At 62.4% G+C, this 22,405-nt stretch carries 22 protein-coding genes; 10 read left to right on the forward strand and 12 right to left on the reverse strand.

Going from position 1 to position 22,405, the window contains the following annotated elements:
- Positions 1 to 2: 2 nt before the first annotated feature.
- From Q8R81_RS05695 to Q8R81_RS05710, 4 genes are all read right to left on the reverse strand, one after another.
- Positions 3 to 977, reverse strand: a complete 975-nt coding sequence (locus tag Q8R81_RS05695; protein ID WP_305616474.1) for a thiamine pyrophosphate-dependent dehydrogenase E1 component subunit alpha — start codon at positions 975 to 977, stop codon at positions 3 to 5.
- Between the two features lie 204 nt (positions 978 to 1,181).
- On the reverse strand, positions 1,182 to 2,396 hold the full coding sequence (locus Q8R81_RS05700) for an acyl-CoA dehydrogenase family protein (protein WP_305616475.1): 1,215 nt from the start codon (positions 2,394 to 2,396) through the stop codon (positions 1,182 to 1,184).
- Positions 2,397 to 2,401: 5 nt separating this feature from the next.
- Positions 2,402 to 3,553 carry a thiolase family protein gene (locus tag Q8R81_RS05705; RefSeq protein ID WP_305616476.1) on the reverse strand — a complete coding sequence of 384 codons (1,152 nt, stop codon included), beginning with the start codon at positions 3,551 to 3,553 and terminating at the stop codon, positions 2,402 to 2,404.
- Complete coding sequence (locus Q8R81_RS05710; protein ID WP_305616477.1) at positions 3,550 to 3,945, reverse strand: Zn-ribbon domain-containing OB-fold protein; 396 nt, start codon at positions 3,943 to 3,945, stop codon at positions 3,550 to 3,552. Before Q8R81_RS05710 ends, Q8R81_RS05705 begins: the two co-directional genes overlap by 4 nt.
- 255 nt (positions 3,946 to 4,200) lie before the next feature.
- Here Q8R81_RS05710 and Q8R81_RS05715 point away from each other — a divergent pair, with 255 nt between their 5' ends.
- Genes Q8R81_RS05715 through Q8R81_RS05730 form a run of 4 tightly spaced genes read left to right on the forward strand, consistent with a single transcriptional unit; the run spans position 4,201 to position 7,820 of the window.
- Complete coding sequence (locus tag Q8R81_RS05715; RefSeq protein WP_305616478.1) at positions 4,201 to 4,551, forward strand: cytochrome c; 351 nt, start codon at positions 4,201 to 4,203, stop codon at positions 4,549 to 4,551.
- 5 nt (positions 4,552 to 4,556) lie between these two features.
- Entirely contained in the window at positions 4,557 to 6,176 is a 1,620-nt protein-coding gene (locus Q8R81_RS05720; RefSeq protein ID WP_305616615.1) for an FAD-binding oxidoreductase, read from the forward strand.
- Complete coding sequence (locus Q8R81_RS05725) at positions 6,176 to 6,928, forward strand: SDR family NAD(P)-dependent oxidoreductase (RefSeq protein WP_305616479.1); 753 nt, start codon at positions 6,176 to 6,178, stop codon at positions 6,926 to 6,928. The genes Q8R81_RS05720 and Q8R81_RS05725 overlap by 1 nt, the downstream gene beginning before the upstream one ends.
- Positions 6,929 to 6,941: 13 nt before the next feature.
- A complete protein-coding gene (locus tag Q8R81_RS05730) occupies positions 6,942 to 7,820 on the forward strand; it encodes an MBL fold metallo-hydrolase (RefSeq protein ID WP_305616480.1) in 879 nt (292 codons plus the stop codon).
- Positions 7,821 to 8,001: 181 nt separating this feature from the next.
- Here Q8R81_RS05730 and Q8R81_RS05735 read toward each other — a convergent pair whose 3' ends face one another.
- On the reverse strand, positions 8,002 to 8,757 hold the full coding sequence (locus Q8R81_RS05735) for a LuxR C-terminal-related transcriptional regulator (RefSeq protein ID WP_305616616.1): 756 nt from the start codon (positions 8,755 to 8,757) through the stop codon (positions 8,002 to 8,004).
- A gap of 155 nt (positions 8,758 to 8,912) precedes the next feature.
- On the opposite strand from Q8R81_RS05735, the gene Q8R81_RS05740 reads away from it, so the two are divergent.
- Positions 8,913 to 10,010, forward strand: a complete 1,098-nt coding sequence (locus Q8R81_RS05740) for an acyl-CoA dehydrogenase family protein (RefSeq protein WP_305616481.1) — start codon at positions 8,913 to 8,915, stop codon at positions 10,008 to 10,010.
- A gap of 144 nt (positions 10,011 to 10,154) precedes the next feature.
- On the opposite strand, the gene Q8R81_RS05745 is transcribed toward Q8R81_RS05740, so the two are convergent.
- Both Q8R81_RS05745 and Q8R81_RS05750 read right to left on the reverse strand, forming a co-directional pair.
- A complete protein-coding gene (locus tag Q8R81_RS05745) occupies positions 10,155 to 10,931 on the reverse strand; it encodes a ThuA domain-containing protein (RefSeq protein WP_305616482.1) in 777 nt (258 codons plus the stop codon).
- Positions 10,928 to 12,325 (reverse strand): aromatic ring-hydroxylating dioxygenase subunit alpha, encoded by a 1,398-nt coding sequence (locus tag Q8R81_RS05750; RefSeq protein WP_305616483.1) that lies wholly within the window; start codon positions 12,323 to 12,325, stop codon positions 10,928 to 10,930. The genes Q8R81_RS05745 and Q8R81_RS05750 overlap by 4 nt, the downstream gene beginning before the upstream one ends.
- Positions 12,326 to 12,489: 164 nt before the next feature.
- Here Q8R81_RS05750 and Q8R81_RS05755 point away from each other — a divergent pair, with 164 nt between their 5' ends.
- The 4 genes from Q8R81_RS05755 (at position 12,490) to Q8R81_RS05770 (ending at position 18,051) form a co-directional block, all read left to right on the forward strand.
- Positions 12,490 to 13,272: an SDR family NAD(P)-dependent oxidoreductase gene (locus tag Q8R81_RS05755; RefSeq protein ID WP_305616484.1), complete on the forward strand. Its 783-nt coding sequence runs from the start codon at positions 12,490 to 12,492 to the stop codon at positions 13,270 to 13,272.
- A gap of 5 nt (positions 13,273 to 13,277) precedes the next feature.
- Positions 13,278 to 14,093, forward strand: a complete 816-nt coding sequence (locus Q8R81_RS05760) for an SDR family NAD(P)-dependent oxidoreductase (RefSeq protein ID WP_305616485.1) — start codon at positions 13,278 to 13,280, stop codon at positions 14,091 to 14,093.
- Positions 14,090 to 14,869 (forward strand): SDR family NAD(P)-dependent oxidoreductase, encoded by a 780-nt coding sequence (locus Q8R81_RS05765; protein WP_305616486.1) that lies wholly within the window; start codon positions 14,090 to 14,092, stop codon positions 14,867 to 14,869. Before Q8R81_RS05760 ends, Q8R81_RS05765 begins: the two co-directional genes overlap by 4 nt.
- A 251-nt stretch (positions 14,870 to 15,120) precedes the next feature.
- A complete protein-coding gene (locus Q8R81_RS05770; RefSeq protein WP_305616487.1) occupies positions 15,121 to 18,051 on the forward strand; it encodes a TonB-dependent receptor domain-containing protein in 2,931 nt (976 codons plus the stop codon).
- 208 nt (positions 18,052 to 18,259) lie between these two features.
- On the opposite strand, the gene Q8R81_RS05775 is transcribed toward Q8R81_RS05770, so the two are convergent.
- Entirely contained in the window at positions 18,260 to 18,721 is a 462-nt protein-coding gene (locus tag Q8R81_RS05775; protein WP_305616488.1) for a GreA/GreB family elongation factor, read from the reverse strand.
- A gap of 68 nt (positions 18,722 to 18,789) precedes the next feature.
- Here Q8R81_RS05775 and ybaK point away from each other — a divergent pair, with 68 nt between their 5' ends.
- Positions 18,790 to 19,263, forward strand: a complete 474-nt coding sequence (gene ybaK / locus Q8R81_RS05780) for a Cys-tRNA(Pro) deacylase (protein ID WP_305616489.1) — start codon at positions 18,790 to 18,792, stop codon at positions 19,261 to 19,263.
- A 34-nt stretch (positions 19,264 to 19,297) separates the two neighbouring features.
- On the opposite strand, the gene Q8R81_RS05785 is transcribed toward ybaK, so the two are convergent.
- From Q8R81_RS05785 to Q8R81_RS05800, 4 genes are all read right to left on the reverse strand, one after another.
- Complete coding sequence (locus Q8R81_RS05785) at positions 19,298 to 19,732, reverse strand: nuclear transport factor 2 family protein (RefSeq protein WP_305616490.1); 435 nt, start codon at positions 19,730 to 19,732, stop codon at positions 19,298 to 19,300.
- A gap of 68 nt (positions 19,733 to 19,800) precedes the next feature.
- Positions 19,801 to 20,352 (reverse strand): VOC family protein, encoded by a 552-nt coding sequence (locus tag Q8R81_RS05790; RefSeq protein WP_305616491.1) that lies wholly within the window; start codon positions 20,350 to 20,352, stop codon positions 19,801 to 19,803.
- Positions 20,353 to 20,526: 174 nt separating this feature from the next.
- Positions 20,527 to 21,861, reverse strand: a complete 1,335-nt coding sequence (locus tag Q8R81_RS05795; RefSeq protein ID WP_305616492.1) for an aromatic ring-hydroxylating dioxygenase subunit alpha — start codon at positions 21,859 to 21,861, stop codon at positions 20,527 to 20,529.
- 23 nt (positions 21,862 to 21,884) lie between these two features.
- Positions 21,885 to 22,403, reverse strand: a complete 519-nt coding sequence (locus Q8R81_RS05800) for a nuclear transport factor 2 family protein (RefSeq protein WP_305616493.1) — start codon at positions 22,401 to 22,403, stop codon at positions 21,885 to 21,887.
- Between the last annotated feature and the right edge of the window lie 2 nt (positions 22,404 to 22,405).

Here is a 22,405-nt window from a genome sequence, read left to right on the forward strand (position 1 = left end):
GCTCAGTACGAAATGTAAACGTCGGTCAGGACGTCTTCGGCGGTGGGCCGGTCGGCGGCCTTGGCTTGTCGCACCGATTCCTCAATGGCTTCCAGCACTTCGGCATCCAGCGCGTCGAGGTCTGCGTGCTCAAGCAGACCCGCGTCGGTCACGCTTTTGCGGAAGTTCTTCAGGCAATCGCGGAATTCGCGGATGCGGTCCAGTTCGCCGGGGCCGCGATAGCGCTGCGGGTCGCCTTCGAAGTGGCCGAAGAAGCGCTCGGTATCAAACTCCACCGCCGCCGGGCCATTGCCGGGCACGCGCACATATTCCAGCACTTCGCGCATGGTTTCAAACACGCTGAAGAAATCGGTGCCATCCCCGCGCCACACTTTCATGCCGAACGCCTCGGCGCGGCTGGCGATGTCCTTTTGCGTGCCGACCGCATATTCAAAGCCGGTGTGTTCGGAATAGTGGTTGTTTTCGAACACGAAAATGGTGGCGGCCTTGGTCACCACGGCCATGTTCATGGCTTCGAACGTGGTGCCCTGATTACACGCGCCATCGCCCGAAAAGGTGATCGCCACATGGCCCTTGCCATCGATCTTGCAGGCAATGCCCGCACCCACCGCGATGGGGGAACCGGCGCCGACGATGCCGTTGGCGCCCAGCATGCCCTTGTCCACGTCGGCAATGTGCATCGATCCGCCCTTGCCCTTGCACAGGCCTTCGCGGCTGCCCCAGATTTCCTTCATCATGCCGTTCACATCGCAACCCTTGGCAAGGCAGTGGCCGTGGCCGCGATGGGTGGAGACGATCTTGTCCTCAACCGAAAGATGTTCGCACACGCCCACGGCAACAGCTTCCTGACCGCAATAAAGGTGCGTGAACCCGGCGATCTCACCGGTCTGAATGTCGACGTGAAGGCGTTCCTCGAATTCGCGGATCACCTTCATCTGGCGATAGGCGCGCAATAGCGCGTCACGGCTCAGTTGCATCCTGGTTCCCTGCCTTCCGGTTTGGTCTTGGTGTTTTCAAATGTTGCGTGCGGCACAATGCCCACCCCGCTGCGACTAACTTCACTGCGTTCAGCAAGTCTCGCGGCCCTCCCGCTTGCGGGAGGGCAGACGCCGGGTCTTGTTCCCCCCTCCCGCAGGCGGGAGGGGCTGGGGGTGGGCATGGTCCAACACAATGTCATAGTTCTACAGCCCAAGCACAGTTCGCGCGATGATCGTCGCCTGTACTTCGTTGGTTCCGCCGAAAATGGTCCACGCGCGGCTGTTGAGGTAGCGTGCCGCCGCAACTTGCGCACCCTTGGAATGGACGCCTTCCGGTGCATTGCTGCCATACAATGGCCGCGCGAAATCGAGTTGCAGGCCCGCTGCGCCATAAAGATCGACCGCCAGCAGATCCACGTCCTGCCGCAGGTTCGATGCCAGCAGCTTGCACAGCGAGGTTTGTGGCCCCGGTGCGCGGCCCTTGGCCACTTCGGACAGGATTTTCAGTTCGATCATCTCAAGGCTCTGCACGCCAAGGCGGACCTTGGCGGTGCGGCGCTGCCAGTCTGCATCGTTGGCCAGCTTGCCGCCCCGGCCATCGGGTTCGTGCGCGGCGGCCTGTTCGATCTGGGCAAGGTCATATTCCAGCTTGGGCGCATGGCACGATCCGCCGCGTTCGTTTTCCAGCAGGAACTTGGCCAGCTTCCAGCCATCGCCCTCTTCGGCCACGCGGTCTTCCACGGGCACGATGGCGTCCTCAAGGAACACCTGATTGACCTCGTGATCCCCTGCCAGCGTCAGCAGAGGCCGCACCGAAACGCCGGGCTGGTTCATATCCACCAGCAGGAACGAGATGCCCGCCTGCTTCTTCACATTGGCATCGGTGCGGACCAGCGCGAACATCTTGTTGGCCCAGTGCGCATGCGTGGTCCAGATCTTCGATCCGTTGAGCTTGTAATGCGTGCCATCGTCAGACAGCACCGCGCGCGTTTGCAGCGAGGCAAGGTCCGATCCGCTGCCGGGTTCGGAAAAGCCCTGACACCAGTAGTCTTCGCCCGACAGGATCTTTGGCAGGTACTTGGCCTTCTGTTCAGGCGTGCCGAAAGTGTAGATCACCGGGGCGACCAGTTTCAGCCCCAGCACCGTCAAGTTCGGCGCACCCGCCTGCGCGCATTCCTTTTCAAAGATATAGCGCTGCGTCGGCGTCCAACCCGTGCCGCCAACCTCCTTTGGCCACTGGTATGCCAGCCAGCCCTTGGCCGCCAGCACCGCATTCCAGCGCTGCCCAATGTCCGGCTCGACAAACACGGTAGGCGATGCCGCAGCGCCGTCTTTCACGTCTGCTGGCAGGTTTGCGGCCAGAAACGAGCGCACTTCATCGCGGAAGGCCAGTTCTTCGGGGGAAAGATCAATGTCCATTGGAATCAACGCTCAAGAATGGTGACGGCAGAGACGCCGGGTGCGCCATAGACGTGGCTGTAGGCGGTGTTGGGATTGCCCGGCACTTGCCGTCCGCCGCCATCGCCGCGCAATTGGACAACGTTTTCATAGACCTGTCGCAGGCCCGATGCGCCGATGGGTTCGCCGCAGGCAAGGCAGCCGCCATCGGTGTTGACCGGCAATGCGCCGCCAATCTCGGTGCGGCCCTGTTCCAGCCAAGCTTCCTGCTCGCCGTCCTTGCAGAACCCGTTTTCGGCCATGTGCATGATTTCCGCGCCGCATTCGGTATCCTGCAACTGCGCGAGCGAAATGTCCTCCGGTCCGATCCCGGCCATGCGGAAAGCGTCTGCGCTGGCGATGCGGGTGGCAGTGGCGGTGCCGCCGCCGATGTCGATGGAAGGGGTGAAGACCTCGAACGATTTGGGCGGGCGGGTGCGCATGGTGGCCGCTTTCAGCCGGACCAGCGGCTTGCCCAGTTCGCGCGCCTTCTTCTCGCTGGCAAGGATCAGCGCCACGCCGCCTTCTGCCGGAGAGCAGAACATATACTTCGTATAAGGATCGGAAACCAGCGGCGCATCAAGGATCGTCTCGATGTCCACCGGTTCACGCCGCCATGCGTGCGGAGCGTGAACGGCGTTGCGGAACGCCTTGTTGGCCACCCGCGCCAGCGTGGTCTGACTGATGCCGTGTTCGTGCATATAGCGCATGATCTTGGCCGCAAAGAATTGCGTGGTGATCATGTAGCCGGCATCGCCGTACCAGTCTGGCAGGTTGTATTCCGATGGCAGCGCGTTGAACGCCCCGCGCGGGTGCTTGTCGAACCCGACGGCCAGACCTATTTCGAACTCGCCGCTCTTGATCGCCATTTGGGCAGAAAACAGCGCCGATCCGCCCGCCGCGCAGCCATTGCGCACGTTAATGAACTGCACGCCGGTCAGGCCGAGCCGCTCGACCATCGTATCGGGATTGCCCGCCGAATCCGATGATCCATAGGCGAACTGCACGTCAGGCCACGCGATCCCGGCATCGGCCAGCGCTTGATTCACGGCGAACACGCCCTGATCAAGGCCCGATAGCCCATCGGTGCGGCCAAACGGGTGGATGCCCACGCCCACGATGCAAACGTCGCCGCTCATGCTGCTGCTCCTGCGGGACGGAAGGCGGGGATCATCACCGGGTCTGCGGCGTCTGGGTCGAGCGGGATCAGCGTCAGCTCCAGCGGCATGCCGATGTGGATGTCTTCAAAGGCAACGTCGGTAAGCCGCGCTTCGACGATCACCTCGCCGGGCAGTTCGATATAGCCGACCGGCCACGGACGGAATGCCTCAGGCCCGGTATAGGGCGGGGATTTCGGGCGGTAGCGCTGGATCGTGTAGGACCACAGCGTGCCGCTGCGCGAAAGGGCGACCGGTTCATAAAGCGCGCCGGAAGGGCAGGGAAATACCACGCGCCCGCTCGTCCGCTCACGCCCGCCAATCAGGCGCGGTGGCGAATCTTCGGTAACAAGCCCTTGGGCGATAACGCGCATCTCTCTCCCGCTTCACTCAATTCCGGCCCGATTCATCCGATTCCGGTTTGTCACACTAGACCGGGCGCGGAAGCATTTGCCGACTCTGCAAAACGCTAGGGTGAGCGAATGGACAGGTGCGGAATGATCGCAGCAAAGTTTCACATAGTGGAACGCGCAGCCGCACCACCGATGGCAGCGGCGGCAACCCCGCGTTAGCTTTCCTCCAACGCGAAGTTGCGCCGGACAGAGCGCACCGCAAAACGGAGGGGACTTATGTCCGAGACGAGAAACCGTGCGTCACATCGTGCCATGTTGGCCGTGGTGGCGCTTGCCGCCACAGCCTTGGCCGCGCCGCTGCTTGCCGGGCAGAAGCTGGGCGAAGTGCAAGGCACGCGCACGCCTGATGAAATCTATGCCAAGACCTGCGGCTATTGCCACGGTCGCAATGTCGGCCCGATCATCCTTGGCCGCGCGCTGCCGGCCGATACCGTCAAGCACATCGTCCGCCACGGACAGAACGGCATGCCCGCCTTCCGCCCCACCGAAGTGACGCCAGCAGAACTGGATGCGCTGGCGATGTGGGTGGAAAAGAGCGCGGCGCGCAAGCAGGAGCACGGATATTGAGCGGCATGGAACTCGATCGTCGCGGCCTTCTGGGCGCAGGCATCCTCGGCGCGGCCAGCCTCGGCCTTGGCACTGGCGCATCTGCACAGAACCCCGCCCCGCTCGCCCCGCATATGTCCAAGGCGGACTTTGCCGGCGCAATGAAAGCGTTTCGCGGTGTCGTGGGCGCGCAATGGGTGTTCGGCGATGAAGAGGCGGTTGCCCCTTATGCCAAGGTCTACGTCCCCGATCCGCTGAACCGCCACGTGCCCATCGGCGCGGTCTGCCCTGAAACGGTGGAGCAGGTGCAGGAAATCGTCCGCATCGCCAACACCTACAAGCAGCCGCTCTGGCCGATCTCCACCGGCAAGAACATGGGCTATGGCATGGCCGCGCCCGCCACGCCGGGGCAGGTGGTGCTCGATCTGAAGCGGATGAACCGCATTCTGGAAGTGGACGCCGATCTTGGCACCTGCCTGCTGGAACCGGGCGTCACCTATCAGCAGCTCAAGGACTATCTGGTAGAGAACAACATCCCGCTGTGGATCGATGTGCCCACGGTCGGCCCGATTGCCTCGCCCGTTGGCAACACACTCGATCGCGGGGTGGGTTACACGCCCTATGGCGAACATTTCATGTTCCAGTGCGGCATGGAAGTGGTCCTGCCCGATGGGCAGGTGATGCGCACCGGCATGGGATCGATCAAGGGCAGCACTGCGTGGCAGGCGTTCAAGTGGGGCTACGGACCCTACCTCGATGGCCTGTTCACCCAGTCGAACTTCGGCGTCGTCACCAAGATGGGCCTGTGGCTGATGCCAAAGCCCCCGGTCTACAAGCCGTTCATGGTGCGCCACGCCGAAATGGGCGATGTGCCGCGCATTATCGAGGCGATGCGCCCGCTGCGAGTCTCGAACCTCGTCGCCAACTGCAACCTGATGATGAGCGCTTCGTACCAGCTCGCCATGTTCAAGCGCCGCAACGAGATCGTGCCCGATGGCGCGATGCTGGATGAAGTGTCGCTGAAAAAGGCGGCCAAAGCCAATGGGCTGGGCATGTGGAACACCTATTTCGCGCTCTATGGCACCGAACAGACGGTAGCGGCGGTAGAGCCGATCATCCGCGCCACCCTGACGGCCAGCGGCGGCGAAGTGCTGACCTCTGCCGAAATGGGCGACAATCCGTGGTTCCACCACCACGCCACGCTGATGGAAGGCGGGCTGAACCTCGACGAGATCGGCCTGCTGCGCTGGCGCGGGGCGGGCGGGGGCCTTGCGTGGTTTGCGCCTGTTGCCGCCGCGCGGGGGGTTGAGGCTGAACGGCAGACCTTGCTGGCCAAGGAAATCGTCGAAAAGTGGGGCTTTGACTATACCGCCGCCTACGCCATCGGCTGGCGCGATCTGCACCACATCCTTGCGCTGCTGTTCGACAAATCGGACGCCGAGCAGGAGAAGAAGGCCGACGCCTGCTATCGCGAACTCGTCACGCGGTTCGGCGCGCAGGGCTGGGCCAGCTATCGCACCGGCGTCAATTCTATGGACCTCGTCGCGCAGCAATATGGCGAAGTGAACCGCGGCTTCAACGCCAAGATCAAGCACGCCATCGACCCGAACGGCATTCTTGCCCCGGGCAAATCGGGGATCATCTGATGATGCGCTTTGAAGGAAAAGCCGTGCTGATCACCGGTGCCGCCACCGGCATCGGCCGTGCCACCGCGCTCGCCTTTGCACGCGAGGGCGCTTGCGTGATGATCGGCGACATTGATGCGCGCGCCGCTGAAACCGTGGACATGATCGTGGGGGAAGGGGGCCGCGCCGCTTTCCGCCACACCGATGTGCGCAAGTCTGCTGAACTGACAGAACTCGTCTCCGAATGCCTCGAACGCTTTGGGCGTATGGATGCGGCGTTCAACAACGCAGGCGTCCTGCCTCCGCAGCGCCCGATCCACGAAGTGCCAGAGGACGAACTGGACCTTGCCATCGATGTCGATTTCAAGGGCGTGTTCTTTGCCATGCAGGCGCAGATCCGCCATTTCCTCACTGTCGGCGGCGGGGCCATCGTAAACACCGCCAGCGTCGGCGCGCTGATCGCCGATCCGAACATGAGTGCTTATTGCGCGATGAAGCACGCGGTTGCAGGCCTGACCAAGGCAGCGGCGGTCGAATACGCGCAACAGGGCATCCGCGTAAACGCCATCGCGCCGGGCTTCGTCGTCACCCCGATGACGCAGCACTGGGCCGAAAGCAATGAATTCACGGAAATGTTCTTCGCCCAGAACATCTCGGGCCGCGCTGCCCGGCCAGAGGAAATCGCGCCCACGGTGCTGCACCTGTGTTCGGACGGGGCGAGCTTCATCAACGGGGCCACGTTCACCATCGACGGCGGCCAGACTGCCCACTGACGGGATTCAGTTCATGCGCAAAGTTCTCACACTGCTTGCTGCCTCCGCGCTATCTTTCAGTGCGGCACAGGCCAAACCGCTCGACTACAAGGTCATCCCCACCAGCCCGCTCAGCATGGTCGCCAACGTCACGCTGGTGACCGGCGAAAAGGACGCGGTGCTGGTCGACGTGCCCTTCGCCCGGTCCGATGCACTGCGGGTGGTGGCCGACATTCTCGACAGCGGAAAGACGCTGAAGGCCATCATCATCACGCACGATCACCCCGATCACTTCTTCGGGCTGGACGTGCTGCAGGACGCTTTCCCCGACGCCAGGATCGTCGCGCATCCCGTCGCGGCCAAGGACATGGAACGCTCCATCCCGATCAAGTTCAAGCGCTGGAGCGGGCAACTGGGCATAAACGCGCCCAAGCGCCCGGTGCAGCCGGTGGCGATGAGCGGCGACAGCGTGGACCTTGAAGGGCACAAGCTGCAAGTGCTCGGCCCGATGCAGGGCGATCACGTGCATTCCACCGTGGTGTGGGACGCCGAATCGCGCACGCTGATCGCCGGGGACATCCTCTATAACGGTGTCTATGTGTGGCTGGGTGAACATGGCCCGGCGCACTACGATGCGTGGCTCAAGGTGCTCGACCGGCTGGAAGCGATGAACCCGGTGAAGATCGTGGCGGGCCACACCCGGCCCGGCCTGCCCGATGATTCCATGAGCATCGCGTGGACACGCGGCTACATCAAGGCCTTCGTCGATGCGCGCGCGCGCAGCAAAACGTCAAAGGAACTGGCCGCGATCATGGCGGAGAAATACCCCAACGCCACCGAAGTCTACGGCGGCTTCCTGCTCGGCATTTCCAGCCAGGTCGGCGCGGGCGAGATTCCGCCCTGGGATGAGTGAGGGGGGCCTGTCACCACCACATTTTTCGTCACCCTGAACTTGTTTAGCTGCGCTGGTCTTCGGCTCAGGGTCCATCTCTCACCCGCCCCGGCGGCCTGATCGGCAAAATGGATCCTGAAACAAGTTCAGGATGACGGTGTCGTTGGTTGCGTGACTGGTTGGAAAAACGGCCCGCCGCCGCTCACGTCGCCAGCGAGATATACCCCAACTGCGCGGCCTTGAACACGGTCTGGCTGCGGTTCACCGCGTTCAGCTTCATCGATGCATTGTGGATGTGGAACCGCACCGTGGCGCGGCTACGGCTCATGATCATGCTGATTTCAAGATCGGTCTTGCCGATGGCGGCCCAGCGCAGGCATTCCACTTCGCGCTTTGACAGGCGCGATCCCGATGGCAGGGCCTGCGCCGATCCCATCGCGTGGACATAGCTGGCGATGAACGTGCGCGAATAGACGCCAAAAGCATCGCCGTTTTCCAGAAACACATCGTCCAGCTCGGTCAGTTCCGGGTCGACCGGGTTGAAGCTGACTGCGCCGATCTGTCCGAACGGCAGATGCACCGGCACCACGATGGCCGCACGGGTCATGGCGCGGTTCTCAAAGTTGGTGAGGTCAATCGCGGTCAGGTAATGGTTGGGCTGGCGGGTGTGGAACCCGCTGGCGTTGACCCAGAACGGCTCGCTTTCAAACCGGCAGGCCGAAGTCAGCGGCGAATCGAGCGCGATGCGCGAATTGCGCCACCACACCTTTTCATCGTTCCACCCGAACACGTCACGCGCCAGAATGTTGCCATCGGCGTCCACCGGCGTGCGCTTGTCGGCGATGTCGTGCGCGGGCGCGGCGCGCATGCCCGCGCCCGTGGCGATCACGTTCAGCGCCTCGGCCGCGCGGCGCACATCCTGCGGTCCGGTAACCCTGACCGAATCGATGGCTTCCATCGAAAGCTGCACTGACCTCTCCTTTGATTATGCGCGCGACCCTACCGGTGCAGCCCTTTGGAAACAACGACGCACTTGGCCAAACCGCCTAGTCATTTGCCCAGCGTGGCTAGGCGTGCGAACTTGTTACAGAATGATCCCTTGAGGAGAGGGACGTGAATTTCGACCTGAACGAAGACGAGGAAATGCTGAAGGCGCTGGCCGAGCGTTTCGTCGAAGATAATTACGACCTTGATCGTCGCCGCCAGTATCTTGGCGGGCCGAACGGCTTTTCGCCGCAGATGTGGGCGTTGCTGGCCGAACTGGGCCTGATCGCCGCCCCGCTGGCCGAAGAAAGCGGCGGGCTGGCGCTGGACGCCACGGCCATCGCCACCGTGTTCGAAGCGCTGGGCAAGGGTATTGTCGCCGAACCGCTGATCGAAAACGTGATGGTCGCCGCGCGCCTGTTTGAACGGGTCGCGCCCGATGCGTTGAAGGCGCAATGGATGGAAGCGCTGGCGATGGGCAGCCGCCGTCTTGCGCTGGCCCATGCCGAACAAGGATCGCGCGGCGGCAGCCTGTGGGTGGCGACGAAAGCTGGCGCGGATGGCTCGCTGACCGGTGTAAAATCCTGCGTGCCTGCGGGCGCGGGGGTGGATGGCTATATCGTGTCCGCGCGCGAATCTGGCGCGGAAGGTGATCCGGCCGGAGTCGCGCTGTTCCTCGTCGCCGCCGATGCACCGGGCCTTGTCCGCACTGCATGGCGCACGGTCGATGGCGCACTGGCGGTCTCGCTTGAACTGAACGGCGCGCCCGCGCTGCGGCTTGGCGGAAGTGCTGCCGATGTGGCAGCAAACGAAACGCTGGCCTCGCTCGCCCGCTCGGCAGAGGCGCTGGGGATCATGCAGGGCCTGTTCGATGCCACGCTCGATTACTTGCGCACGCGTCAGCAGTTTGGCGCAACACTCGGTTCATTCCAGGCGATCCAGCACCGCATGGCCGCGCAATATGCGGCAATTGAACAGGCGCGCGCGCTGCTGAACCTTGCCATTGTCAGCCAGGGTTCGGACCGATTCGCCAGTGCGGTCGATGGCCTGCGCGCTTTCATCGCGCCTGCCTCGGTCGAACTGGGGCACGAGATGATCCAGTTCCACGGCGGCATGGGCGTGACCGATGAACTGATGATCGGCCACGGGCACAAGCGCTTGCTGATGCTTTCGCGCTGGCCCGATGATCCGCAGGCCGCGCTGGACCGGTTTGCGGGGGTGGTTTGAGGGGGCGGCGCTAGCGACCTAAACGCCGTCATCCTGAACTTGTTTCAGGATCCATCTTGCCACTCTAGCCGCCGTCCGTGCGGAGAAATGGATCCTGAAACAAGTTCAGGATGACGTTAGTGGGCAGGCAAACGCGCCGCGATGCTAAACCTTCGCAGGCCGCTCCTTCAACCAGCCAATCCCGCGCCGCAGCAGGTCATAGAACACCGGCAAATCCCACGCGCAGCGGTCTACCGTGGGCCACCAGTCCAGCATCGGCTGCAAGTCATAATGCCCCCGGCAATGGCCCAGCGTGTTATACAGCACCGCGCCTTTGCCGTGGTCTTTCAGATACATCACCGCATGTTTGCCCAGCGCATCCTTGGCTTCGACAAAGCCGGTGCCCTCAACCGTGCAGTCTGTTTCCAGCAACACGTGCAACGCGCCGTGGTATTCCATGTGGTAAAGCTCGTCGGTCGTCTCGAACGGCTCCACGCCTTGCACCAGCGGGTGGTCCGGGTCGGCCACGGTCACGGTATAGGGTGCGATTGGCGGGTGGCTGATGAACTGGCTGCCCAGCAGGTCCATCATCAGCGGTGCCCAGCGTGGCGCATCCCACAGCCCGGCATGCGGCTCTTCGCTCAGCAGGCGTAGCACCGAGTTGGTGCCGTGCAGCGCATACCAGCGCCCGCCCGCGCGCAGCCAATCGCGCAAGGCTTCCTGCGCGGGCAGCGATGGTGTCACGTCGCAGGTGTAGGTGATGAGAATATCAGCGGCACGGATCGCCTCGATATTCTCGTAATCCTCGAACACGCGGGTGCGCACGGCAGGATCTTCGGCCAGCAGCTTGAGCAGTTCAAGCCGCGCAAAGTCCATGTCGTGCCACACCCCGCCGCAGATCAGCACGCAGTTTATGCGCGCAGGGTGGTTCTCCTCGCTCATGCGTTCAGATACTTGTCGAGCGTCTGGTGGAACTGGCGGATGCGGATTTCCTGATAATCGCCAAGGTTCACTTCACCGGTTTTCGAAGCATGCAGGCCGTCCTGCACATAGGGCAGGTTGTCCATGTCCTGTTCGAACACGTGGCCCAGCACGCCCAGTTCCGGCGCGTCGCTCCACTTCTGATCGTTGGTCAGCAGCTTCATCGGCACGCCACGCGGCATAGGATCGCCCTTCTTCACGCGGGCCAGGATGCGCACTTCCATCAGGCAGGTGTCGGGCGTTTTCCCGGGACGCCAGCGATAGACGATGTTCGGCATGAACCCGCCCCACGGCGCAAAGTTGGGGAACACGTTGTAGACCAGCCCGTCGAGCAGTTCGGCGTCGGTGGCGTGATCGTGGTCGTACCCGGTCTGGGCGGTATAGCCCGCGCGCATGGCTGCACCCAGCGCGGCGCGCGCGGTCATTCCTTCGGGCACGGTCACGGCAAAGGGATCGGCCCCTTCGTAGTTGTCGCCCGACCGGCCGTTGTATTTGACGAACTCGTCAACGATCCACTGCTGCGTCTTGCCTTCGGGATCGACATGCGGGGACATCACGCCAAACGGCACGTGGTTGACGTTCACATTGTCGCCATAGGTCCAGTATGCCCCGTTGGCATCGCCGGTGAAGGGCAGCAATTGCGGGTGGGTGACGACGGTGTGCCATGCCTCCATAAAGGCTTCGGCGGTGACTTTCCAGTTGGCCTGAACTTCCTTGGCCACCCAGATCACCGTGGTGCATTCCTCATGCCGCCAGCGCTTGAAAAACTCGGGCAGCGGGGCAAGGTATTCCTCAAGGCTCGGCCCGCCCTTTTCCTCACGCAGGAAAATGTAGCCTGCCCAGCGGCCTACTTCAGCTTCGGGCAATGCCATCTTCTCGGCCTGCAAGTGCTTGAAGTCCCACGAACAGGGCATGCCGTCAAAGCTGCCGTCCTTGTTCCAGGCAAAACCGTGGAACGGGCAGGTGAACTTGTCCGCCGTCCCGTCCTCTGTCCGCAGCTTGCGCCCGCGATGGAGGCACACGTTGTGCATCGCCTTGACGCTGCCGTCTTCCTGCCGCGAAATCAGCCATGAACGGCCCGCGATTTCGAAGACCACGTAGTCGCCCGCTTCGGGAAGATCTTCCTCTCGCGCGGCGAACTGCCAGACGTGGGGCCACATCTTTTCCCGCTCAAGACGGGCAAAATCCTCGGAGGTATAGCGCGCTGCCGCCAGCGGCTCCGATCCGCGATACTGATAGCTTTCCTCGGTCAGGATCGCAGGTGCGGGGCGCGAATCCTGCGCCAGCAGGTCTTGCCAGCTAATGCCCTCGCTGCGGGCCAGCCCGCCGCCCATGTTCGGATCGCTCTCAGCCATTATGATTCCTCGCCCATTTTCCGGTCTTGGTGCCGGTTTTGCCGTGCCCGCACGCGCGCGTCACCTTGCTGAAAGCATAGGTTGCACAGGCGCGCATGGGGCGTAACCACTCTTTCCATAAATCATGCGGATTCAGCTCATGCGGATTCTCTGGGGAGAGAACAGTGTCGAAAAGACTTGAAGGCAAAGTCGCGCTCATCACTGGCGGCACCACCGGCATCGGCGCGGCCACGGTTGCGCGGTTGACGGATGAAGGCGCAAAGGTGTGGTTCACCGGATCGAAGGAAGAGCCTGCCGCCGCGCTCTGTGCGCAAACCGGCGCGGTGTTCCGCAAGCACCGCGTGGAGGACGCTGCTGCGTGGGCACCGCTGATCGACGAGATCATCGCCAGCGAGGGCCGTCTCGACATCGTCTTCGCCAATGCCGGAACCGAAAGCGGCGATGGCAGCATCGAGGACGTCGGGCTGGAAGGCTGGAGCAGTATCGTTGCCGTCAACCAGACCGGCGTGATGCTGACCGTGCAGAACGCCATTCTGGGCATGAAGCGCAACCCGGATGGCCCGCGCGGCTCCATCATCATCAACTCCTCGATGAACGCCACGCGCCCGCTGGGCAATTATGTGGCCTATTCGGTGACCAAGGCCGCCGTCTGCGCGCTGGCCAAATCGGCGGCGGTGCATTGCGGGCAGCAACGCTATGCCATCCGCGTCAATGCGATCCTGCCCGGCGTGGTCGAAACCCCGCTGATCCAGAACATCATGAACGCGCAACCAGATCCGGCTGCCGCGCGCGCGATGTACGAAGGCATGGCTCCGTTAAAGCGCATGGCGCAGCTTAATGAAGTGGCGGGCCTCGTTGCCTACCTTTCGAGCGATGAGGCCGGGTTCATTTCCGGCGCGGAATACGCGATCGACGGCGCGACCACCGCCGGCATGATGGGAGTCTGATCCAGATGGAACTTTCCGCACAACGCCTCAAAGGCCGCGTCGCTTTCGTATCGGGCGGCCTGCGCGGCATCGGCCTTGCCTGCGCCGAGCGGTTTTTGGCCGAGGGCGCAGAGGTAGTGCTTTCGGACCTCGACGCTGCTGACAGCCCGACGGCTACCGAAGTCATGGCAACGCTGGGCCAAGCCGCCAGCTACATCAGCGCCAACGTGGCCAAGGAAGAGGACTGGGAACGCGCGGTCGCTTTGGTGAAAGAGCGCCACGGCAAGTGCCACATCCTCGTCAACAACGCCGGGATCGATCTCACCGGCCCGGTTGAAGAGCTTTCGATGGAAGGCTGGCGGCGGATCATGTCGGTCAACGTCGATGGCGTGTTCCTTGGCACCAAGCATTTCGTGCCGCTGATGGCGGCCAGCGGTGCCGATTTTCACGGCGGTGCTTCGATCATCAATGTCAGCTCGATCATGGGCATGGTCGGCATGAACGAGGTTTCGGCCTACAACGCCAGCAAGGGCGCGGTGCGGCTGTTTACCAAGGGCATCGCCATTGAATTTGCGCAAAAGAAAATGCCGATCCGCGCCAATTCGCTGCACCCCGGTTTCGTCGAAACCCCGCTGCTCAAGGCCGGGTTCCAGCGCTGGGTCGATCAGGGCTTTGCCGAAAAGCCCGATGATCTGGTGGCAGGCGTGGTGGGCATGACGCCCATCGGACGCCTTGCACAGCCCAGCGAACTGGCCGCCGCCGCCTTCTTCCTCGCCAGCGAGGATTCCAGCTACATGACCGGTGGCGAACTCGTCATCGACGGGGGATACACCGCACAATGACAATCGCTCTCGACAACGTGGTGGCCGTCGTAACCGGCGCCGCAGGCGGCATTGGCCGCGAACTGGTCAAGGCGCTGAAAGCGGCCAATGCCATCGTCATTGCCACCGATCTTGCGGCGGAAGCGGAGATCGAAGGCGCGGACCATTACCTGCGCCATGACGTGACCAGCGAAGCCGATTGGCGCGCCGTCGCAGCGCTGGTGCAGGATAACTATGGCCGCCTCGATGCGCTGGTAAACAACGCGGGCTATTCCATCGTCACCAAGTTTGAAGATACCCCGCTGGCCGATTTCCACCGCGTCAACGCCATCAATGTCGATTCCGTCATCATCGGCACGCAGATTTTGCTGCCCTTGCTGCGTGAAGGCGGCAAGGCGCGCAAAGGCGGGGCGTCGGTGGTCAATTTCTCCAGCGTCGGCGGCCTTCGCGGTTCAGCCTTCAACGCGGCCTATTGCACCAGCAAGGCGGCGGTGAAGATGCTGTCCAAATGCCTTGGCGCTGAATTTGGCGCGCTGGGGTACAACATCCGCGTCAACTCGGTGCACCCCGGCGGGATCGATACGGCGATGCTTGGCTCGATCATGGACCGCTATGTCGAACTGGGCGCAGTCCCCTCGCGCGAAGTGGCGATGCAGGGCATCGTTGCCAACCATCCCATCGGCCGCATGGGCCGTGCAGAGGAAATGGGCGGCGGCGTGGTCTATCTCTGTTCCGATGCAGCCAGCTTCGTGACCTGTGCCGAATTTCTGATGGACGGAGGCTTCAGCCAGGTCTGAACCAATTTGCGTTAACCTCGAAAGGCCTGCTTTCCGTAACGGAAAGCGGGTCACCTTTAATTCCAAAATGAATGTATCTATGTTGCGAAGGCGCAACACCCTTCCGCTGATCGTGACATCCGCAACCAACTTTCGTCGCAATCCGGCTTGACCGCAAAGCCACCTTTGGCGACTTGCCCCAATTCAACACATTGCTGTGTAATGAATTTCGGGGACTCGCCATGCATAACAAAAGTTCATTCCGTTCAGCTATGCTCGTTTCGGCAAGCGTGCTTTCGGTTTGGTCCATTCCGGCGTTCTCGCAGGAAGCACAGGTCACCGATACCACCGCAGCGCAGAGCGCTGACGATGCAGGCGAGCAGACCATTGTCGTCACCGGCAGCCGCATCCAGCAGCGCGCCGATTACAACACGCCCAATCCGCTGGTGGCGGTCACCGCTGAAACGCTGCAGCAGGCCGGCAACATCCAGATTGTGGAAACGCTGGCCCAGAACCCGGCGCTGCTGAACTCGCTTTCGGCTGGGCGCACGTCCGGCTCGAACGCCGATTTCGGCGCAGTTGGTGTGCAGCTGCTCGATCTGCGCGGCCTGGGTGAAAACCGCACGCTGACGCTGGTCAACGGTCGCCGCCATGTGTCGAGCCTTGCAGGCACTGCCGCAGTCGATGTGAACTCGATCCCCACCGACCTGATCGAAAGCGTTGACGTGCTGACCGGCGGCGCATCGGCGATCTACGGCGCGGATGGCGTGTCGGGCGTGGTCAACTTCCGCCTGAAGCGCAATTTTGAAGGCCTGATGGCCAGCGGCCAGATCGGCGTATCCAGCGAAGGCGATGCCGGGCAGCGCTTCGGCTCGGTCACCTATGGCCGCAACTTTGCCGATGGACGCGGCAACATTGCTGTGGCCTACGAATTCCGCGAGATTGATCGCGTGAACGGCACGGCCCGCGATTTCGCTGGCGATCCGCGCCGGACGTTCGGCCTTGTGCGCAACCAGAACGACATTCCTGACAATCCCAGCGTGCCTGATCGCGTGCCCACCAATGATCTGCGCTATGCCGACAGCTCGATTGATGGCGCGGTCGATCTCGACCTCGATGGCATCCCGGATTTCACCGGCTCGGGCACGCGCTATCGTCGCGGCCGTCTTCTGTCATCGGCCGGTGGCCTGACGCAGGGCGGCGACAGCACGCCGCTGGCGGGTTATCAGGGCGATCTTCAGGCCTATAACCGCACGCACAATGTCAACGTGCTGGCGCATTATGATTTCAGCGATGCGCTGTCGTTCTATGTCGAAGGCAAGTACGTCAAGAACCGCACCTTCACGCAGAACCAGCCCTCGTTCGATTTCTTCACCTACCTGACGCCGGAAAATCCCTATCTGCAGGATCGCTACGCCGGTATCGCCGATACCAGCAGCGGTGCGCTGATCTCGCGCGATAACTATGATCTTGGCGTGCGCGGCGAACAGAATGATCGCGAGACGATCCGCGCGGTCGCAGGCTTCGAAGGCCAGATTTCGGACCACGCGCGCTATGACATTTCCTATGTCTTCGGCCAGACCAAGTCGAACATCCTGCTGACCAACTACCGCATTGCTGACCGCTATTTTGCTGCGGTCGATGCTGTGCGCGATGGCGCGGGCAACGTGGTGTGCCGCACCAACATCGATCCCACCGGCAATATCGATCCCAACAACTTCGATTCGCCCGCCACCAGCTTCACCGCCGGGGCAAACAGCGGGTGTCTTCCGCTCAACCTGCTGGGCAATGGCGTGCGCAATCAGGCAGCGCTTGATTGGGTGAATGCCGACATCACCAACCGCGCCACCATCCGCCAGCATGTTGTCTCGGGCGCGATCTCGGGCGATTTCGGCCAGTTCTTTGAACTGCCGGGCGGCCCGGTCGGCTTTGCCATCGGTGGTGAATACCGCAAGGAAAGCAGTGCCTTCACGCCTGACCAGCTGCTTCAGCAGGGCGCTCTGGCAGACTTCTCGCTCCAGCTTCCCGAACAGGGCGAGTTCGACGTGAAGGAAGCCTTCGCAGAACTTCAGGTGCCGGTGCTGCGCGACATGCCGTTCGCCCACAACCTGGCGTTCGGCGCAGCAATTCGCCTGTCGGACTATTCCACCGTGGGCAAGACCACGACGTGGAAGGTCGACGGTACCTACGCGCCGATCAAGGACGTCACATTCCGTGGCACATGGTCAGAAGCGGTGCGTGCGCCGAACATCACCGAACTGTTCGCCCCGCGCAACGGCGGCTTCTCGTTCATCAGCGATCCGTGCGATCCGGTGTTCATCACCGAAGGCACGCAGTTCCGTGCGGCCAACTGTCAGGCAACGCTGACGGCCGCTGGCCTCACCCCTGCGCAGATCGCTGCGTTCAACCCCGAGAACGACCCGACCGCAACGGTCAGCCTTCCCGGCTTCTCGGGCGGCAACCGCAACCTGCGTGAAGAAACCGCCCGCACCTGGACCGCAGGCGTCGTGCTGCGTCCCAGCTTCATCCCCGGCCTCGTCGCCTCGTTCGACTGGTACGACATCAAGCTGGACAACGCGATCAACACGCCAACCGCGCAGGACGTTGCCGAACTGTGCGTCGACCAGCCAGACCTCAACAACGTGTTCTGCCAGAACGTGACGCGTGCTGGCGGCAGCGGCTATATCTCCAGCTACTTCGTGTCGCCGGTGAACGTCGCCAATTTCCGCACGGCGGGCGCGGACTTCAAGCTGAACTACAACTTCCGCACCGACAACTTCGGCTCGTTCAGCATCGGCCTTGTCGGCGGCTACCTCGATCGGCTTGAATTCATCCCAACCCCGGGCGCACAGGTCGATGTAGACCGTGAAGAAGCCTACAGCCCCAAGTGGAACGCCACCGGCGATATCACGTGGAAGATGGAGAACTTCTCGATCAACTACGGCATCAGCTGGTTCAGCAAGACCCGCCGTTACGAGCTGGAAACGCTGGCCGCCAACCCCGATCTGGTTGCGCCGGAATATCTGATGTTCAAGGAACGCTGGCAGCATGACGTGCAGGTCGGCTTCGATGTGAACGACAAGTTCCGCTTCTACATCGGCGGCAACAACATCTGGAACCAGAAGCCCGATATCGCATCGCTGAACTACCCGATCAGCTATGTCGGCCGCTACCTCTATGCAGGTGCGCGCGTCACGATGTGATCGCAGGCTTGCGTTGAAAATGAAAAAGGCCGGTTCCCTAAACGGGGAGCCGGCCTTTTCATTTTCAGGTGTGAAAGCCCACCCCCAACCCCTCCCGCTTGCGGGAGGGGAGTGCAGGCGCTGCTTATGCCCTCCCGCAGGCGGGAGGGCCGTGAGACTTAGCGAGCCGAAGGCGAGGTTAGTCGCAGCGGGGTGGGCATACACGCTGTCAACGCGCTTGAACGGCCAGCACCTCAATCGCGTCGGCCTTCCCGCCAAAGTCCGCAAAATCACCTGCCTCGGCCCCCATCACTGCGCGGGCCAGCGGCGCGGAAAAGGCGATCAGTCCCGCCGCCGGATCAGACTCGTCATCGCCCACAACGGTGATAACCCGCTCCTTGCCGTTCAACCGAAGGCGCACAGTGGAGCCAAACGCCACCACGCCGTCATCGCTCGTCTCGACCAGCTCCGCCGTCGCTTGCCGCGTGCTCCAGTAGCGTAGCGTGCGGCGCAGCTTCTTGACCTCGGCCTCGTCGCTCACCCCCTCAAGCGCGGCCTCTGCTACGGCCAGCTGCTCGGCAATCAGCGCCAAACCCCGCGCCGTCACAAGGTTCGGCCCCGGCGGAATCGGGATTTCGAACTTTGGCTCCATATGCTCGTCATCGCCTTCGCGGCGGAACGCGACACTCATGCTTATCTCTCCACTGGCGCGGCTCGGATTTTGACCCGGCGCGCGCCATCTGCAACAAGCCGTCCGTCATGGCACAAGTCACCCGCGCAACAAAAGCGCTTGAGCAGGCAGGCGTAGCCTTCGAACTGCGCACATATGAATATGATCCCGCAGCCCCCAGCATCGGCCGCGCCGCCGCCGACGCGCTGGGCGTCGATCCGGCACAAGTGTTCAAGACGCTGATGGTGCTTGCCGATGGCAAACCGGCCTGCGCGATTGCGCCGAGCGATGGGGAAGTTTCGCTGAAGCGTGTGGCGGCGGCGCTTGGTGCAAAGTCCGCCGCGATGATGCGTGGTCCCGATGCGGAACGCCTCACCGGCTACAAGATCGGCGGCATCAGCCCGTTCGGCCAGATGCGCCGTGTGCCCGTGGTGATCGATGAAACAGCGCTGCTGTGGGACGCAGTGTTCCTCAACGGCGGACAGCGCGGGTTACAGGTCATGCTGGCGGCTGAGGATGCGGTGAGGGTGCTGGATGCTGCGGTGGCAGATATCGCGGCCTGATCCTTCCCGCGTCGGAACGCAGCCATGCGCGGCCTTACTTTGCGTTTTCAAGGGAACCTGAAAGCGGCATAAGGAAATCCATCGTGTAGCGCGTGGCCTTCCACCCTGCCGGGGTGCGGCGCACGGTGAAGTAGTATCTGCCGTTGACGGTAACGCCCTGTCCATCCTTGCCCTGCCCCATGCCGATCACATAGGCGCGCATCGCGGCGGTATCGCCGTCATAGGCAGTGACCGCAAAGTTCGTCAGGTAGTGGGCGTGGTGTGCCATGTTGGCAAAGACGTTGGTGAAGAAGGCGCGGATGCCATCGTGGCCTTCGATTGCGGCAAGGCCGATGCCCGAAAGATCAAACACCGCATCGTGCGTGAACACGTCGCAGATGCCGTCGATGTCTGTCATCGAATCGACCGCGTGGGCATAGGCCACCATCAGATCCTGTATGGCGATCCGGTCTTCGATCGGGCACTGCATTTTGCAATCCTCTCAGATATTTATGGATTTACACCCGGTGTTTCCCCGGGGAAACATAGGGAGAACATTCAGTCAAAAAGCGGGCGGATCGGATCGGTCACGCCGTCCCAGTCGGCAGCGCCCTGGGCGATCTTGGTGAAGGCCGAAGTCTGGACGTCATCCTGCTCGACAATCTCGATCATGCAGCCGAGCGTGGCCGAAGTATCGATGTAGCAGAAGCGCATTACACCAAACTTGCCATCGATCGCCACAGCATGGCCTTGATCCACATAGCGCTGGCGGCAGGCGTCATAGTCATCAGTATAGACGCAGAAGTGGTGGAAGCCGGTCTGCCCTTTGGCAATCGTATCGCGATAGGCGCTGGGCCGGTCGCAATGCTGCTGGATCAGTTCGATCTGCATTCCGCCCGATTGCGCCAGTGCCACCGAGAAATCGATGCCTGCAGATGGCTCGCCGCGATAGCTGGCCTCGGCCAGTTCGATATGCGGGACGATAAAGAATGGCCCTATGCCGGTTGTGGCGATCCATGCCCTTGCCGCTGCCTCCACGTCATCAACGATGAAGGCGGCTTGCATCAGGTGCGGGCCAGTCTGGCCGGGGGTGACGGATATGCTGGTCATGGGTTCTGCCTATCCTCGTCCAACGCAGAGTGGTGCCCACCCCGCTGCGACTAACCTCGCCTGCGGCTCGGCAAGTCTCGCGGCCCTCCCGCCTGCGGGAGGGCAAAGATCAGTTCTTCGTCCCCCCTCCCGCAGGCGGGAGGGGTTGGGGGTGGGCATTCACGCCCTTGGCATCTACCCCGCCGCCGCTGTCGGATGGCCCAGCACCATGTCGTTCAGCTTCTCATGGAACCGCTGTACGCGCTTTTCCTGCCCCGGCAGAATGCAGCCCTTGAACCCGCGTGAGTTGAGGCCCTGCTGCTGCGTGGTGCCGATGGACAAATCCTGATCGGCCACATAGCCCACCGACACGCCATCGCCGTAGCGCGAATGGCGGGCGATGGCATCGTGGCGCAGCGGCGCGGGGCCGACCGGGGTTTGCACTTCGGCCAGCTTGGCGTTTGGCGGGTAGAGGCACCAGTGCTGGAAAATGCACTTTTCAGGGTCCGTCGGATGCGGTTCGGTGCGCAGGATCTGGCACTGTTCGGGCGACATCGTGATCGTCAAGTTGGGGAACAGCGTGCAGTGGAAATAATCGACCAGTTGCTGGTCGGTCATCGTGGAATAGTCATAGCCCGCATCGGCCCCGCGCTCGCGCTTGGCCTTGATCACGGCTTCGCGGATATCGGCGGTGCGCCCGCGATATTCCTTGGGATCGATGCCCCATGCCTCTGCCGCTTCATAAAGCCCCGGCGGCACATCGCCGCTCACGTAATCCTTGCGGCTGGTGGCCTGATGGCCGATCATCCACATCGCGTTGTGGCCGTTCTCGTACATCTCGAACACGGTCGTCGGCAGGCCATCGTTGATGAATGTGGCCAGCTCCGGGTGGATCGTGGGCAGGTGATAGCTCTCGTTAAAATTGTCGCGGATGATCTTCCAGTTGAAATCGCAATCCGCCGATACGTTGAACGCGCGCACCCAGTTGTCGAGTTTGTAGCCCGCCAGCCGCTCGGTATAGGGCCACAGCCATTCGTGCAGGGGCGCCACATCATCGTCCATGCACCAGAACACGAACGGCCCCCACGTCTCGCAGCGTAGTTCGGAAAGCTTCACTTTGCCGCAGGGGTTGCCGCCTGCAAAATCGTCCGGGTCTTGCACATGCACCAGCGTGCCGTCGGGCGCATACTGCCAGCCGTGATAGCCGCAGGTGATGCGCGGGGACGAACCGACATCGCCCAGCACCAGCCGGTTTCCGCGATGCGGGCAGGTATTGTAGAACGCCTTCACACCGCCATCAGCCTGACGGACCATGATGACCGATTCCTTGCCGAAGTTGTGGCGGATCAGATCGCCCTCTTCCTCAAGATCGGCCACCACGCCGCCCAGATGCCAGACCTTGGGCCAGAGGTTCTTGTTCTCAAGCTCCATCCATTCGCGCGTAATGTAACGGTCAGCGGTGATCACATCGCCGCGCACGGCCACGTCAAACTCGGGAGAATAGCGGGAAATCGTTTCGTGAACGGTCATTTCGGCGTCCTCAACTTTTGTTCTCAAACCGGCCAGTTGCGGGTCTGGCTGAAATCATCTCCGCGCCGTCCGGGCCGGCACAGCGGGTTGCCTTCAAGGAATCCGTCTGCCGCCGGGTCGGTACGCGCCCAGTCCACTATTTCGCGGCGGCGGCTGATGCGCCACTCACCATTCTTGCAGGTGTATTCGTCGACATAGCGGCCCGCGACGACAAGATCCTTCGGCTCGCCATCCTCGCGCGTGCGGTGCCAGGCGTAGAAGTAGACCTCGCCGCTGGCCTCGTCCCCGCGCACGGCAATCTGCGCCTGCCCGATAATGTGCTGGCTGCCTTCCAGATCGGCCAGGAACCCTTGCGCAAAACTGACGAATTCATCGGCGCTGCCCTGCATCAGCCCGCAATCGACCCATGCATCATCGTGAAAGGCACTGCGGTGCAATTCGGGATCGAGCCGGTCCTGCCCGCGCATGTAGCGGCACAGCGCATCGTGAATATCGCGCCGGGCGCACAGATCGCGGACCTCGGCCTCCATGTCGAATGCCATCG

It is taken from the genome of Novosphingobium sp., assembly GCF_030696665.1.
In the GTDB taxonomy this organism is placed as follows: domain Bacteria; phylum Pseudomonadota; class Alphaproteobacteria; order Sphingomonadales; family Sphingomonadaceae; genus Novosphingobium.

What these genes read in the sequence shown, in the direction of transcription:
- Q8R81_RS05695 (WP_305616474.1), bottom strand. Translation starts at nt 977, where the DNA reads ATGCAACTGAGCCGTGACGCGCTATTGCGCGCCTATCGCCAGATGAAG.
- Q8R81_RS05700 (WP_305616475.1), bottom strand. Translation starts at nt 2,396, where the DNA reads ATGGACATTGATCTTTCCCCCGAAGAACTGGCCTTCCGCGATGAAGTG.
- Q8R81_RS05705 (WP_305616476.1), bottom strand. Translation starts at nt 3,553, where the DNA reads ATGAGCGGCGACGTTTGCATCGTGGGCGTGGGCATCCACCCGTTTGGC.
- Q8R81_RS05710 (WP_305616477.1), bottom strand. Translation starts at nt 3,945, where the DNA reads ATGCGCGTTATCGCCCAAGGGCTTGTTACCGAAGATTCGCCACCGCGC.
- Q8R81_RS05715 (WP_305616478.1), top strand. Translation starts at nt 4,201, where the DNA reads ATGTCCGAGACGAGAAACCGTGCGTCACATCGTGCCATGTTGGCCGTG.
- Q8R81_RS05720 (WP_305616615.1), top strand. Translation starts at nt 4,557, where the DNA reads ATGGAACTCGATCGTCGCGGCCTTCTGGGCGCAGGCATCCTCGGCGCG.
- Q8R81_RS05725 (WP_305616479.1), top strand. Translation starts at nt 6,176, where the DNA reads ATGATGCGCTTTGAAGGAAAAGCCGTGCTGATCACCGGTGCCGCCACC.
- Q8R81_RS05730 (WP_305616480.1), top strand. Translation starts at nt 6,942, where the DNA reads ATGCGCAAAGTTCTCACACTGCTTGCTGCCTCCGCGCTATCTTTCAGT.
- Q8R81_RS05735 (WP_305616616.1), bottom strand. Translation starts at nt 8,757, where the DNA reads ATGGAAGCCATCGATTCGGTCAGGGTTACCGGACCGCAGGATGTGCGC.
- Q8R81_RS05745 (WP_305616482.1), bottom strand. Translation starts at nt 10,931, where the DNA reads ATGAGCGAGGAGAACCACCCTGCGCGCATAAACTGCGTGCTGATCTGC.
- Q8R81_RS05750 (WP_305616483.1), bottom strand. Translation starts at nt 12,325, where the DNA reads ATGGCTGAGAGCGATCCGAACATGGGCGGCGGGCTGGCCCGCAGCGAG.
- Q8R81_RS05760 (WP_305616485.1), top strand. Translation starts at nt 13,278, where the DNA reads ATGGAACTTTCCGCACAACGCCTCAAAGGCCGCGTCGCTTTCGTATCG.
- Q8R81_RS05765 (WP_305616486.1), top strand. Translation starts at nt 14,090, where the DNA reads ATGACAATCGCTCTCGACAACGTGGTGGCCGTCGTAACCGGCGCCGCA.
- Q8R81_RS05770 (WP_305616487.1), top strand. Translation starts at nt 15,121, where the DNA reads ATGCTCGTTTCGGCAAGCGTGCTTTCGGTTTGGTCCATTCCGGCGTTC.
- Q8R81_RS05775 (WP_305616488.1), bottom strand. Translation starts at nt 18,721, where the DNA reads ATGAGTGTCGCGTTCCGCCGCGAAGGCGATGACGAGCATATGGAGCCA.
- ybaK (WP_305616489.1), top strand. Translation starts at nt 18,790, where the DNA reads ATGGCACAAGTCACCCGCGCAACAAAAGCGCTTGAGCAGGCAGGCGTA.
- Q8R81_RS05785 (WP_305616490.1), bottom strand. Translation starts at nt 19,732, where the DNA reads ATGCAGTGCCCGATCGAAGACCGGATCGCCATACAGGATCTGATGGTG.
- Q8R81_RS05790 (WP_305616491.1), bottom strand. Translation starts at nt 20,352, where the DNA reads ATGACCAGCATATCCGTCACCCCCGGCCAGACTGGCCCGCACCTGATG.
- Q8R81_RS05795 (WP_305616492.1), bottom strand. Translation starts at nt 21,861, where the DNA reads ATGACCGTTCACGAAACGATTTCCCGCTATTCTCCCGAGTTTGACGTG.
- Q8R81_RS05800 (WP_305616493.1), bottom strand. Translation starts at nt 22,403, where the DNA reads ATGGCATTCGACATGGAGGCCGAGGTCCGCGATCTGTGCGCCCGGCGC.